General features: G+C 35.3%; 12 protein-coding genes. 9 read left to right on the forward strand and 3 right to left on the reverse strand.

Annotated features, from left to right (window positions below; genetic code table 11):
- The first annotated feature begins 1 nt into the window (after position 1).
- The 5 genes from ABH959_RS02080 (at position 2) to ilvA (ending at position 7,001) form a co-directional block, all read left to right on the forward strand.
- Positions 2-1,240, forward strand: a complete 1,239-nt coding sequence (locus tag ABH959_RS02080) for a copper resistance CopC/CopD family protein (RefSeq protein ID WP_404492228.1) — start codon at positions 2-4, stop codon at positions 1,238-1,240.
- 27 nt (positions 1,241-1,267) lie between these two features.
- Positions 1,268-2,758: a sensor histidine kinase gene (locus ABH959_RS02085; protein WP_404492229.1), complete on the forward strand. Its 1,491-nt coding sequence runs from the start codon at positions 1,268-1,270 to the stop codon at positions 2,756-2,758.
- Between the two features lie 15 nt (positions 2,759-2,773).
- Positions 2,774-3,463, forward strand: coding sequence for a response regulator transcription factor (locus ABH959_RS02090; protein ID WP_404492230.1), 690 nt, complete (start codon positions 2,774-2,776; stop codon positions 3,461-3,463).
- Between the two features lie 569 nt (positions 3,464-4,032).
- A complete protein-coding gene (ilvD, locus tag ABH959_RS02095) occupies positions 4,033-5,706 on the forward strand; it encodes a dihydroxy-acid dehydratase (protein WP_002012150.1) in 1,674 nt (557 codons plus the stop codon).
- 32 nt (positions 5,707-5,738) lie between these two features.
- Positions 5,739-7,001 carry a threonine ammonia-lyase IlvA gene (ilvA, locus tag ABH959_RS02100; RefSeq protein ID WP_002012149.1) on the forward strand — a complete coding sequence of 421 codons (1,263 nt, stop codon included), beginning with the start codon at positions 5,739-5,741 and terminating at the stop codon, positions 6,999-7,001.
- A 99-nt stretch (positions 7,002-7,100) separates the two neighbouring features.
- Here the strand turns inward: ilvA and ABH959_RS02105 are convergent, their stop codons facing one another.
- On the reverse strand, positions 7,101-7,328 hold the full coding sequence (locus ABH959_RS02105) for a hypothetical protein (RefSeq protein ID WP_404492231.1): 228 nt from the start codon (positions 7,326-7,328) through the stop codon (positions 7,101-7,103).
- 52 nt (positions 7,329-7,380) lie between these two features.
- Positions 7,381-8,484: a CapA family protein gene (locus ABH959_RS02110; protein ID WP_113938113.1), complete on the reverse strand. Its 1,104-nt coding sequence runs from the start codon at positions 8,482-8,484 to the stop codon at positions 7,381-7,383.
- 213 nt (positions 8,485-8,697) lie between these two features.
- Between ABH959_RS02110 and ABH959_RS02115 the strand changes: the two genes are divergently transcribed.
- The 3 genes from ABH959_RS02115 (at position 8,698) to ABH959_RS02125 (ending at position 11,624) form a co-directional block, all read left to right on the forward strand.
- Entirely contained in the window at positions 8,698-9,417 is a 720-nt protein-coding gene (locus ABH959_RS02115; protein ID WP_113938114.1) for a DUF554 domain-containing protein, read from the forward strand.
- Positions 9,418-9,432: 15 nt separating this feature from the next.
- A complete protein-coding gene (locus ABH959_RS02120; RefSeq protein WP_113938115.1) occupies positions 9,433-10,293 on the forward strand; it encodes a GNAT family N-acetyltransferase in 861 nt (286 codons plus the stop codon).
- A 116-nt stretch (positions 10,294-10,409) separates the two neighbouring features.
- Complete coding sequence (locus ABH959_RS02125) at positions 10,410-11,624, forward strand: multidrug efflux MFS transporter (RefSeq protein WP_113938116.1); 1,215 nt, start codon at positions 10,410-10,412, stop codon at positions 11,622-11,624.
- 55 nt (positions 11,625-11,679) lie between these two features.
- Here the strand turns inward: ABH959_RS02125 and ABH959_RS02130 are convergent, their stop codons facing one another.
- Complete coding sequence (locus tag ABH959_RS02130; protein ID WP_113938117.1) at positions 11,680-12,441, reverse strand: DODA-type extradiol aromatic ring-opening family dioxygenase; 762 nt, start codon at positions 12,439-12,441, stop codon at positions 11,680-11,682.
- A gap of 209 nt (positions 12,442-12,650) precedes the next feature.
- On the opposite strand from ABH959_RS02130, the gene ABH959_RS02135 reads away from it, so the two are divergent.
- Complete coding sequence (locus ABH959_RS02135) at positions 12,651-13,574, forward strand: alpha/beta hydrolase (protein ID WP_113938118.1); 924 nt, start codon at positions 12,651-12,653, stop codon at positions 13,572-13,574.
- The last annotated feature ends 7 nt before the right edge of the window (positions 13,575-13,581 follow it).

Raw genomic sequence — 13,581 nt, forward strand, 5'->3', positions numbered from 1 at the left:
CATGCTCTATAGAATGATAGTATTTATTGTAATAAGTACAAGTATATTTTTATTTTCTCATAGTAGTGTATTTGCTCATACAAGTGTTATAGGAGCCACCCCTAAAGAGGGTGAGGTTCTTACAGTACAACCGGAACAGATTATTCTTGAATTTAGTGAACCAGTTACAGGAAATGTAGTCAATATTGAATTGCTAGATCCAAGTGCAAAGAGAGTGCAAGTATCAAAGGTTGAAATATTAGATAACCCAGCAAAAATAAAAGTGAAAATACCAAACTTAAATAATGGTACTTACACAGTAAGGTGGTCTATGATATCTGCAGACGGACATCCGAGTGAAGGAGGCTATCCCTTTTCAATTGGAGAAGAAGTACAAACTAATGTAGTGGTAGAGGGAAATGCGAGTGGCTCAGTATTTTCAGATGTTATGATAGTAACACTACGCTATATTGTAGAGGGAATGATTTTAATTGGAGCAGGAGTAAAGTGGCTCGATATGTTTGTAAAACGTTATAGATTACCTCCCATATTGCAAAGAATGAAGAATATGAAAAAGATTTTCTTCTCTATACTTGTAGTAGGATTGATAGCCGAATTAATAGTGTATAAGTCAATTATTCCGAAGGGGAGTTTACTTATTCATTCGCCATTTTCAGTTATTATTATGATTCAACTGCTATTATTAGTTCTTATGTCTTTGCAGCATATGGGGAACGAATGGTATGCGCTAATTTGGGGATTTCTTGTGGCTAGTTTTTCTTTCACAGGTCATGTATGGATTACTAATCCAAATTGGGCAGCAGTTATAATTAGAATGATCCATGTTATGAGTATTGCAGTGTGGCTAGGAGCACTTATTTATTTAGCTCTTGTTATAGAGTGGACAACATTATACAAAATTACATTTGATCAAAAGCGTTTTCGTAAACATTTTAGTATTATTGCTGGTACTTCATTTATTCTAGCATTTCTTTCTGGGGAATTAATTGTGCTTTTACAGACGAGGAATTGGGTACTTTTTAATTTTAATTCAATATGGACGAACCTTTTAAATATAAAGATTCTTACTGTATGTATAATTACCATTGTAGCATGGAGACAAACGAAAACATGGGGTAACGATATCGGAACAGTTAATCGCCGTTTATTGCTCTTAGAAATTGTTCTAGCTATACTCGTATTATTAGCTGGTATTTGGATGAGTCAAGTTTCGTTTCCGGTGAATTCTGTAACAAGCTAAAATTATAATGTTCATAGGAGTTCTGTAATGTCAATCCGTATTAGATTGCTGTTGTCGTATGTTGCGATGGTAATTATTCCAATCGTTTTTTGCGGTATAGCAGTTATGTTAATTAGTGTTACTTTATTTGGTGATATTCGTATTGCAAAAGCAATCATTGGTCTTAATCAAAATAGTCATTCTCTCATTGATAAAGAGCAGGAGGGAGCTATTCGTACAAAAGAAGATGAAGATGATATTTTTAGTAGGTTGAAAATTCTTTCATCGTATGCTCCAGATAAATTGGAGGATATAAAATTTTTAAAGGAAACTGATAAAGAATTAAACGATAATCAAGCAGGATTACTAATTCGAAAAAATGATGAGCTTAAATATTCATCCCCATATTTTAAAATCTCTTCGTTTGATAAATACCTACCCGCATTTGAAACGGAAGGACAAAGAAAAGGAATGGATGTGAAAATAGAGGGTAATTCTTTTTACTATAAGCAATTTGATTACTACGATGCAGAGAAGGATAAGGTTAGTATTTTTGTATTTGAGTATGTAAACCCTTTAGAAGAAATGATTAGAGAATTTTTCCCGTATTTCGTATTCTCTTTAATACTGGGGTTAATTATTACGAATGGAATATTAACATATTTTATATCACGGAGTATTATTAAACCATTGCATTCATTAAAGCAGGCAACGGAAAGAATTCAAAAGGGTGATTTAGAATTTCAAGTAAAGCCACTTGCGAAAGATGAAATAGGTGAATTAAGTTTATCGTTTGAAGAGATGCGTGGCAGGTTGAAGGAATCGGTCGAGTTGCAAATGCAATATGAAAAAAATCGTAAAGAGTTGCTTTCAAATATTTCTCATGACTTACGGACGCCGATTACGGCTATTAAAGGTTATGTACAAGGGATTAAAGAAGGTATCGCTCGAACGCCGGAACAATTAGATAAATATTTAACGATTATTTATCATAAAGTGTTTGATATGGATCAATTAATTGACGAGCTTTTTCTCTTTTCAAAACTTGATTTGAAAGAGGAACCATTTCAATTTGAAGAGGTTGAAATTAACCAATACTTATCTGATTGTATAGAAGAATTACAGCTTGAATTGCAAGATAAGGGAATTGGAGTGAGATGGGATGCTCAAAAGGATGCTTCTATTGTTGTAAAAGGTGATCGTGAAAAATTACGTCGTGTTATTACAAATATCATTTGGAATAGTGTGAAGTATATGGATAAAGAAGAAGGATATATTGGAATTCGTATGACTGAATCTAATGACTATGTAACGATTTACATAAAAGATAATGGAAAAGGAATAGAAGAGAAGGCGTTACCTCATATATTTGAAAGATTTTACCGTGCAGATCATTCTAGAAATTCTAAAACGGGTGGAAGTGGACTTGGTTTATCAATTGCACATCAGATTATCACACAACATGGTGGCGAAATTTGGGTAGAAAGCAAGACAGGTAAAGGAACAACACTTGCATTCACATTACAAAAAATTAATTAGAAAAAGGAGAGCATCTTGAAAAGAATTTTAATTATTGAAGATGAAGCTGTTATTGCAGAGTTAGAAAAGGATTATTTAGAGGTTGCCGGGTATACAGTAGATATTGATTATTCCGGTGAAAAAGGTTTGCAAAGGGTTTTGCTGAAAGATTATGACTTGTTAATTTTAGATATAATGTTACCAGGAATAGATGGATATGAAATTTGTAAACAAGTTCGATTGAAAAAGGACATTCCAATACTTATGGTGTCCGCAAAACAAGAGGAAATCGATAAAATTAAAGGGTTAGGTTTTGGAGCAGATGATTATATTATAAAACCATTTAGCCCAAGTGAAATGGTGGCACGTGTAAACGCTCATCTAGCCCGTTATGATCGTTTAACAGGAAAGCGAGAACAAATAAAAGATGAAATTCGTATTCGAGGATTGCTTATTGATAAATCGGCACGACGTGTATTTATAAATGGAACTGAGGTCATGTTAACAGGAAAAGAATTTGATTTATTAACTTGTATGGCGGAACATCCAAACCAAGTATTTAGTAAAGATCGTCTCTTTGAAACTGTCTGGGGGATGGATGTAATTGGTGATGCAGCAACGGTTGCTGTACATGTGAAAAATATTCGTCAAAAAATTGAACTCGATCCATTTGATAAATCATACATCGAAACAATTTGGGGAGTAGGATATCGTTTTACACAGTGAAAAAAGGTCAGCAAAAATGCTGGCTTTTTTGTGTACATAAATTATTAAGAAATATATGAGTCTGCATTAGAAGTTCATAATAAAAAACAAATAACCCTCCAGTAGACGAACTGAACTTAAATGAAAAAAATCCAAAAAATATGTTGACAATGAAAAGAACAAAGTCCTATAATACGTTTAACAAATAAAAGTCAATTATGAATTTTCAGACTTTATATATGTATATGCAAAGAAGAGGAAAGTAGATGATTATGATTGTTTCAGAGAGCTACTCCAAGGCTGCGAGAGTAGTAAGCATCGAATCATTGAATATCACCTCGGAGCATCGCTTGCGAAAGGGAAACTGAGTAGAGGGCGGCGGTATCGTCTCCGGTAAAAGGACGGGGGTCTGGTTGGACCTACAAAGCTTATATTTCGTGAGAAGTGTAAGGAAGCTGAGTGGTAACGCGAAACTCTCGCCTCAGCAATCAAAGCTACTATTAAGTAGTAGTTGATTGCTGAGGTGAGAGTTTTTATTTTAAAAAATAGATTAAGTAAGAGAAAAAATGTGTAAGAGGGGATTTGACAAGATGAGAAGTGACATGATTAAAAAAGGTTTTGATAAAGCTCCGCATCGTAGTTTATTAAAAGCAACTGGTTTAAAAGATGAAGATTTTGATAAACCATTCATAGCAATTTGTAATTCTTTTATTGAAATTATTCCAGGTCATAAGCACTTAAATGAGTTTGGGAAACTTGTTAAAGAAGCAGTACGTGCAGCAGGCATGGTTCCATTTGAATTTAATACAATTGGAGTGGATGACGGTATTGCGATGGGTCATATCGGTATGCGTTATTCGCTTCCGAGTCGTGAAATCATTGCAGATTCAGTAGAAACAGTTGTAAATGCACACTGGTTTGACGGAATGATTTGTATTCCAAACTGTGACAAAATTACACCAGGTATGATGATGGCTGCACTTCGAATAAACATTCCAACTGTTTTCGTTTCAGGTGGTCCGATGGCAGCGGGGAAAACATCTAAAGGGGAAGTTGTCGATTTAAGTTCTGTTTTTGAAGGGGTAGGAGCCTATCAATCTGGGAAAATTTCAGAAGAAGAATTAAAGGATATTGAAGATCATGGCTGTCCATCTTGTGGTTCTTGTTCCGGTATGTTTACAGCGAACTCTATGAACTGTTTATGTGAAGTGTTAGGTTTAGCTCTTCCTGGTAACGGGAGTATTTTAGCGATTGATCCAAGACGTGAGGAGTTAATTAAACAAGCAGCAGAAAAATTAAAAATTTTAATTGAAAGAGATATTAAACCACGCGACATTGTAACAGAAGAAGCAATTGATGATGCGTTTGCACTTGATATGGCGATGGGTGGATCAACGAATACAGTATTACACACGTTAGCACTCGCACAAGAGGCGGGGTTAGATTACGATATGAACCGCATTGATGCAGTTTCAAGGCGTGTACCGCATTTATGTAAAGTAAGTCCAGCTTCTAATTGGCATATGGAAGATATCGATCGCGCAGGCGGGATTAGTGCAATTTTGAAAGAGATGAGCCGAAAAGAAGGGGTACTTCACCTTGATCGTATAACTGCTACTGGGCAAACATTAAGAGAAAACATTGCTCATGCAGAGATTCAAGATAAGGAAGTTATTCATTCTCTAGAAAATCCTCATAGTGAAGAAGGAGGATTACGTATATTAAAAGGAAACCTTGCGAAAGACGGAGCGGTTATTAAAAGCGGAGCAACAGAAGTAAAACGATTTGAAGGACCTTGCGTTATTTTTAATTCACAAGATGAGGCGCTTGCCGGCATTATGCTTGGGAAAGTTAAGAAAGGAGATGTAGTTGTTATTCGCTATGAAGGACCAAGAGGCGGACCTGGTATGCCCGAAATGTTAGCACCAACATCAGCAATTGCTGGTATGGGATTAGGAGCAGATGTTGCACTTTTAACTGATGGTCGTTTCTCCGGTGCTTCACGTGGTATTTCGGTAGGGCACATTTCACCAGAAGCAGCAGCTGGCGGAACGATTGCACTTCTTGAACAAGGAGATATTGTATGTATTGATGTTGAGGAACGCTTGTTAGAAGTGAGAGTTAGTGATGAGGAATTAGAGAAGCGTAAAAAAGGGTGGAAACGACCAGAACCAAAAGTGAAAACTGGGTGGCTTGGACGTTATGCACAAATGGTAACATCGGCGAATACAGGTGCAGTTCTGAAAATCCCGAATTTTGATTGAGCCAATATAAAAAGAGATAAGGATGATATAAAATGGTGCAAAATGTAAAGGAGAGAGTGAAAATTGAAGATATCTTAATGGCTCATAATTGCATGAAAGATATCGTTATTAAAACACCGTTACAACGAGATTCAGTTTTATCTGAGAAATATGAATGTGACGTATATGTTAAGCGAGAAGATTTACAAGTTATTCGTTCTTTCAAAATTCGTGGTGCGTATAATTTAATTCAAAGTTTACCGAAAGAAAAGTTACAAAATGGTGTTGTTTGTGCAAGTGCTGGTAATCATGCACAAGGAGTTGCTTATACGTGTAATTTATTGAAGATTCCGTCAAAAATTTTCATGCCCACAACGACACCTAAGCAAAAAGTATCACAAGTTGAATTTTTCGGTGGTGATTTCGCAGACATTGTATTAGTTGGTGATACATTTGATAGTTCTTTCCAAGAGGCGCAGCGCTATTGTGTGGAAAATAGGATGACATTTGTACATCCGTTTGATGATCCGTATGTCGTTGCTGGTCAAGGAACAGTCGCTGTTGAAATTATGCATGATATGGAGAAACCAGTTGATTATATATTTACAGCAATTGGCGGTGGTGGATTAGCATCTGGTATTGGTACATATGTAAAGGGGGTTAGTCCTACTACAAAGGTAATCGGTGTAGAACCGATGGGAGCTGCATCTATGAAAGAGGCTTTTCTTCAAAATGAGAATGTTGCATTAGAAAAGATTGATAGTTTTGTTGATGGTGCAGCTGTTAAGAAGGTAGGAAAGTTAACTTTTGAAACATGTAAAGATGTAATTGATGACATAGTTTTAGTACCAGAGGGAAAGGTTTGTACGACGATTTTAGAACTGTATAAGAAAAATGCAATTGTAGCAGAGCCAGCTGGTGCGCTTTCTATTGCGGCACTTGATCTATACAGAGATGAAATAAAGGGAAAAACAGTTGTATGCACGTTAAGTGGTGGAAATAATGATATTGATAGAATGCAAGAAATGAAAGAACGATCCCTTATTCATGAAGGATTAAAGCACTATTTCATCATTGAATTTCCGCAACGTTCAGGAGCACTACGAGAGTTTCTTGATAAAGGATTAGGACCGGAAGATGATATTACTCGCTTTGAGTATATTAAGAAACATAATAAAGAAAATGGTCCAGCTTTAGTGGGGGTAGAATTAAAGCATAAGGAAGACTATGAAGCTTTAATTACTCGTTTTCAAGAAAATAACATTCAATTCGTGGAGCTTAATAAAAATCCTGTGCTGTTTGATTTACTTATTTAATAAATGAAAAGAGTTAACATACAATTCTACTTGAAATAAAAAAGGTAGATACAAGCGGAGGGAAATCCTGCTTGTTCTATCTTTTTTATTCTTTGAAAGTTAAACGAAATACGCTCCATATTCAAGAAGGATAAAGCTAGTTAACCAAAAAAGTATTGCAATACAAATGATTACATACATTGTAAATTCAAAGGGAGTAAGTTTTCTCTCTCGCTTTATTTTTCTTAGAAGTCTAACAGAAAAAAATGAACATAAAAGCAGGATCGCTATAGATATTTTATACACGTTTTCTAACAGACTTATATTTTCTAATAAGTTTTTCAGCATATACATCACCTATCCCATAATGTATGTTACAGAGAAATGAATCTCGTGCTGTTTAGTTGCGTTTATTTATTATTTTCCCAGTATCATCAATTTCTACATCAGTTGAAACCGTTTGTAAATATTGCAGTGCTTTTTTCTTTTCTTCTTCATTTACAGGAGAAACTTGGTTGTTGCGAATGATGTAAGGATTGAATGACATTTGGACATCCTTACCTTTAAAGGTTAAAGTTAATACGCCTGTTTCCGCACTCTTTCCATTTACATAATTCGGGAATAAAAAGTTTCCTAACGAGTATGCGATAGGAACTTTATTGTAATACTCAAATCCTTGTAACCAATGCGGGTGACTTCCAACGATTGCATCAGCACCCGCCTCTACCATTTTCGGAACATATTGTTTCTGGTATTCTATTGGACGATTAGATTTTTCGACGCCCCAATGCATATAGACGATTACATAATCAGCATCTTTCTTTTGCTCTTGAATCGTTTTTGTTACAAGATCTAGGTCATATCCGTTTGCAACGCCGGGTTTATTGTTACCAGCTACCCAATTAAAGTTGGGCATAAAGCGTACAAAGGAAAGAAATTTAAACTTTTTTCCTTTTACAGTTAGTTCACGAGCAGTATAAGCATCTTCAGCATTTTTTCCGGCTCCAGTGTAAGGTAGTTTTAATTTTTCGACGTGAGAAATGGTGTCTAGTAGTCCATCTTGCCCATAATCAAGCGTATGGTTATTGCCAATGTTCACGATGTCATATCCGGTATTTTTAATGGCTTGTAGTGTGGATGGATCACTTTTAATCCAAAATTGTTGCCCAGGTACTCTTTTTTCTCTCGTTGTAAATGCTGACTCTAAATTAACAAAAGAAATATCAGCTTTCGTTATTTCTTCTTTTACGTGTTGGAATGGATAATCAGCCCCATTTTTTTCGATTACGGGACGTAATTGCCAATCGAACATTGTATCACCAGAGAAGGTGAGTGTGATTTCAGGGTCTTCGGTTTTCTTTTCGCTTTTTGAAGCTGTTTTACTAGATTTGTTTTGCATATCAGGTTTGTCTTTCGCTTTTGAAATAAAAGAGTAGTTGATTAATAAAACAATTGGTGTAATGAAAAAGGCTATTAACAGAAATCGTTTTAGTAAAGTTTTCATAAATACCTTCCCTTTTGAGTTTATCCCGCAATTAGATTAACAATGAATCTACTAAAGGCAATCGGTCTTTGTATAGTTACAAAAAAATAGCGGGTTATGTAGTGAAAAACGTTTGTTAATATTCACAATATTACGTTAACATATAGGTAACCTGTAAATCAATGTATAAACCAAAATATAGAAATAAAGAATTCGAAGGGTGAAGAATGAGAAATGGTTATATTAGGAGCAGTTGTAAATGGGATTTGTATTATATTTGGTACTTTACTAGGAAAATTATTTAGTAGGATTCCAGAAAGTATGAAGGGAACAATTATGCATGCAATCGGTTTAGCGGTTACTGTGCTTGGACTTCAAATGGCATTGAAAAGTGAAAATTTTCTTGTTGTCATTTTAAGTTTAGTTATTGGTACCGTCATCGGAGAATGGCTACAATTAGAAGAAAGGTTAAAACTGTTAGGGGATTGGCTAGAAAATAAAGTTGGATCGAAAGGGAAAGGGAGCATATCAGAAGGGTTTGTAACAGCTACTTTAATTTTTGCAATTGGTGCGATGGGCATACTTGGTGCACTCGACAGCGGGATTCGCGGAAATCATGATATTTTATTTACAAAGGCGATTATCGATGGGTTTATTTCTATTATATTAACGACAACTTTAGGAATTGGCGTAGTATTTTCGGCGATTCCAGTTATTTTATATGAAGGAGGGATTGCGGTTTTTGCAACACAAATTAATAGTTTTGTACCAGAGAAATTAATGAATCAATTTATAGTTGAAATGACAGCAACTGGTGGTATTATGATTTTTGCAATTGGATTAAACTTACTTGGATTCATTAAAATTAAAGTAGCAAATTTACTTCCAGGGATATTAGTAGTTGGGATAATTGTTTCAATTATATATATTTACGGCTTGATATCAAGTTATTAGGGGGAAGGGATGTATATGGAGGAATTTCAATTTACAAAACGTGCACATAAAATATTGGAGATTGCAACGCGAGAGGTTGAGTGTAATAAAGGTATTATTCATCCTATGCATCTATTTATAGGAGCTTGTAAGGAAGGTAATGGAGTTTGCGCGGAGTTACATATGTATTTATTTCACACGGTGGGTATGGATTTTTTAGCAAAAATATCATTGCTCCAACAATATTATGCAAATGAAATAGAATACATAAATGTTGGGGAGTTTAAAGTTTCAAATAAGACGATAGAAGTTTTACAAGTAGCAAAGAAACGGATGGACCGTTTTCAGCAAGTATTAATAAATGAAGGTCATGTTTTATATGCACTGTTTCAAGTTGATACAGTTCTTGAAAAGGTTATAAGTAAAAACGTGCAAAAAGAGCTGTTGAGTATTACATCTGAGTCAAGAGACTTAACCGTTGATTTAAAAAGATTTAATCCTATTTATAATAATTTTAATGTTAGAAGAGCTGTCTTTTCTGATTTTGAAAAGTTGGCACGTTTTGTTAAGGATGAATTTGGTGAACGTTGGTTAAAATCTTTAGATTATGGATTTCGGACATATAAAGAGGAGTTACCTATTTTTATTGCTGAGCAGGAAGGAGCAATCATTGGTTTCGCTTGTTACGATGTTGTGAGAGGAAAAAAAGGGTTGTTTGGCCCGATGGGTACAGCGAAACATAATCGTGTGAACGGTGTTGGGAAGACGTTATTGAATCATTGTTTATATAACATGAAGAAAAGCGGATATGATTATGCAATTATAGGACAAGCAGGTCCGATTGAGTTTTATGAGAGGTGCTGTAATGCACGTTTAATACCCATAGGAGATAATTAAATCTATCCCTTTGCAAAGAATGCAAAGGGATAGATTTTTATTATGTATAAAGCAAATTACTAAACTTTTTACAAGAAAGGGTGTAGAATGGGTATCTAATGAAAGAAGGTGTGAAAATGGCCAACTGGAAACGAAATTTAATGATTTGTTGGCTAGGTTGTTTTACCACTGCAGCCGGTATGAGTTTAGTAATTCCTTTTTTATCTTTTTATATTGAGGAATTAGGGGTGACCGGCACTGCTAGTATTGCACAGTGGTCGGGACTTGCATTTGGTGTAACATTTTTAATGGGTGCGATTGTATCACCGATATGGGGAAAGCTCGGTGATATACATGGACGGAAATTGATGCTTATACGTGCTAGCCTTGGTATGGCGATAATTATGACGCTTATGGGGTTTGTGACAGATGTGTATCAATTAGTCGCACTTCGGTTTTTAATGGGATCGGTATCAGGTTTCCTTTCTACAGCGATGACACTTATTGCTGCAGAAACTCCGCAAGAACATTCAGGTTGGGCAATTTCTACAATTTCAACTGGAGGCGTGAGCGGTTCATTACTTGGGCCGATACTCGGAGGTTATTTGTCAGAGTTAATTGGAATGCGCCATGTTTTTCTAGTTACAGGAGCTTTCTTATTCCTTTCCTTTCTTATCGTCTTTTTCTTTTTACATGAGGAGAAACATTCTGCTAAAGAAAAAAAGGCACAGCCGAAGAAAGTATGGACGATGGTCCCTGCAAAACATTTAATAATAAGTTTATTTGTAGCAACGTTTATTATTCAGCTTGCAAATATGTCGATTCAACCTATTATTACGTTGTACGTAAAGCATTTGGCAGGACCAGGAACAGATCATATTGAAATGCTTGCAGGTGCAGTCATGTCTGCGACAGGATTAGCAGTAATTTTAGCAGCTCCTAAGCTAGGAAGATTATCAGATCATATTGGACCTCAAAAAACGTTAGTTGTAGCGTTGTTTGCTGCAGGAATTATTTTTATTCCGCAAGCATTTGTAACCTCAGCTTGGCAACTATTAATTCTTCGATTTTTATTAGGTATTGCACAAGCAGGACTATTACCTTCCGTACAAACTCTACTAAAACAACATACGCCAACCCATGTAACGGGACGAATATTTGGATATAATCAATCGTTTCAGTTTTTAGGAAATATGATTGGGCCAGTACTTGGTGGACAAATTGCAGCTCATGCAGGCTTCCAATATGTTTTCTTCTCTACATCATCACTATTATTTATTGCGTGCATTTGGGTTTATTTTCATAGTAAGAACGAAGAGGTATCAGAGAAACGACATTTGGAAGTTAGTTAACTATGTGAATGAAAAACAGAAAAAGGATGAAGCAATATTGCTTCATCCTTTTTCATTAAAATTGAAGGCAAAGATAACTTAATGTACCAAGCTCGTAGCTACGGTGAATGACCGTACCGTCGTTCTCACCACTACCCATCGCGATAAATAGAGGAACAAAATGTTCCGCTCTTGGTACAGCTAATTGTGCATGAGGAGCATTTCTTTCCCAGTTAAACAATGCATCTTTATCGCTAGTATGCATATGATTTATAATCCAATCATCAAATTCAATCGCCCATTGTTCCGGAGTTGTTTCATTCCATTTTAATGCTCGTAAATTATGAACAGTAACTCCGCTGCCGATTACTAAAATATCTTCTTGTCCAAGTCCTTTTAGTGCTTCTCCAATTTCAAATTGTTCTTTTGCAGGAAGGAATGGATTTACTGATATTTGTACGACAGGAATATTGGCTTCTGGGTACATACGATGCAGGAGTGTCCATGAACCATGATCTAAACCTCTCGTCATATTATGATGGACTGGAATGCCTTTGTTTTTAAATTTTGTTTCTAGCATAGACGCAATGCTAGAAGAGCCTTTCGCATGATATTTGATTTCGTATAACTCAGGAGGAAAACCTCCAAAGTCATAAATTGTTTCATATTCGTTATCTGAAGAGGAGATCGTTAATACTTCACTTTCCCAGTGAGCGGTAAAAATAACAATAGCTTTCGGTTTATATGTTTCTCCAAGTGTCTTTAAAAATCGTGTATAGTCTGTATCTTGAATAGCAAGCATAGGTGATCCATGTGCTAAAAATAGTGAGGGCATCATGATTAAAACCTCCTAAAAATATATTAATTACTTTATGTAAGTAACTATATAATTTTAATTTAAATTCGTCAAGAGAATAGTTTAATATGTAATCGGAAAAATAGATCATTTGTCATAATGAAAGCAATTGCATATAATACATAATAAGAATAATGAATGTTTATTCATTATAAAAAAAGATATACATAATAGATTTGGAGGCTGTCGGAATGAGCATACAGGAAAGTTTCGTTACGGCATTGGATGGATCGGAAATTTATTTACGTAAATGGCTACCAGAAGGAGATCCGCGAGGGATTATTCAAATTGCACATGGTATGACAGAACATGCAGGTGTTTATACAGACTTTATTGCTGCTTTATTAGAAGCTGGGTATGGTGTTTATGCACATGATCATAAAGGTCATGGGAAAACAGTAAAAAGAGAAGAAGATTATGGTCATTTTAAACCAAATGTAGGCTGGAATGAGGCTGTGTCTGATGTTATTTTTGTATCAGAAACGATAAGAAAAGAGCAGACATGCCCGTTATTTTTACTTGGACATAGTATGGGTTCTTTTTTATCTAGGCGTGCTGTACAACTGAAAGGTGAATTATATGATGGATTCCTTATTTCAGGAACTGGTGGAGATCCAGGGCTATTAGGAAGTATCGGTCATAAAGTAGCGACAATTGAGATGAAACTTCGCGGAAAGAAAACGAAAAGTCCGATGCTGAACTTTTTATCTTTCGGAAATTTCAATTCGCACTTTAAACCAAATCGTACGAAATTTGATTGGTTATCTTCAGATAATAATCAAGTTGATAAATATATTGCGGATCCTTTATGTGGATTTATTTGTACAACAAGCTTTTATCGTGAATTATTTTCTGGGGTATTAGAAGTAAATAAACTAGAAGAGTTTAAGAAAACACCGAAAAACCTTCCAATACATATTTTTTCAGGAGATCGTGATCCTGTTGGGGATATGGGGAAAGGTGTAAAAGAAGTATACGAAAACTATAAAAAATGTGGTGTGAAAGATGTAACACTTCGTTTATATGAAAATGGTAGACATGAAATGTTCCATGAAGTGAATAGAGAAGATGTATTTCAAGATTTGATTTCATGGTTAGATGAGCATATTGTATAAGAAGAAA

This window comes from Bacillus sp. RC51 (assembly GCF_044908115.1).
Lineage (GTDB): Bacteria > Bacillota > Bacilli > Bacillales > Bacillaceae_G > Bacillus_A > Bacillus_A mycoides.

Coding starts and splice junctions, on each gene's coding strand:
- ABH959_RS02085 (WP_404492229.1), top strand. CDS start 1,268: ATGTCAATCCGTATTAGATTGCTGTTGTCGTATGTTGCGATGGTAATT.
- ABH959_RS02080 (WP_404492228.1), top strand. CDS start 2: ATGCTCTATAGAATGATAGTATTTATTGTAATAAGTACAAGTATATTT.
- ABH959_RS02115 (WP_113938114.1), top strand. CDS start 8,698: ATGGTTATATTAGGAGCAGTTGTAAATGGGATTTGTATTATATTTGGT.
- ilvA (WP_002012149.1), top strand. CDS start 5,739: ATGGTGCAAAATGTAAAGGAGAGAGTGAAAATTGAAGATATCTTAATG.
- ABH959_RS02110 (WP_113938113.1), bottom strand. CDS start 8,484: ATGAAAACTTTACTAAAACGATTTCTGTTAATAGCCTTTTTCATTACA.
- ABH959_RS02135 (WP_113938118.1), top strand. CDS start 12,651: ATGAGCATACAGGAAAGTTTCGTTACGGCATTGGATGGATCGGAAATT.
- ABH959_RS02130 (WP_113938117.1), bottom strand. CDS start 12,441: ATGATGCCCTCACTATTTTTAGCACATGGATCACCTATGCTTGCTATT.
- ABH959_RS02120 (WP_113938115.1), top strand. CDS start 9,433: ATGGAGGAATTTCAATTTACAAAACGTGCACATAAAATATTGGAGATT.
- ilvD (WP_002012150.1), top strand. CDS start 4,033: ATGAGAAGTGACATGATTAAAAAAGGTTTTGATAAAGCTCCGCATCGT.
- ABH959_RS02105 (WP_404492231.1), bottom strand. CDS start 7,328: ATGCTGAAAAACTTATTAGAAAATATAAGTCTGTTAGAAAACGTGTAT.
- ABH959_RS02125 (WP_113938116.1), top strand. CDS start 10,410: ATGGCCAACTGGAAACGAAATTTAATGATTTGTTGGCTAGGTTGTTTT.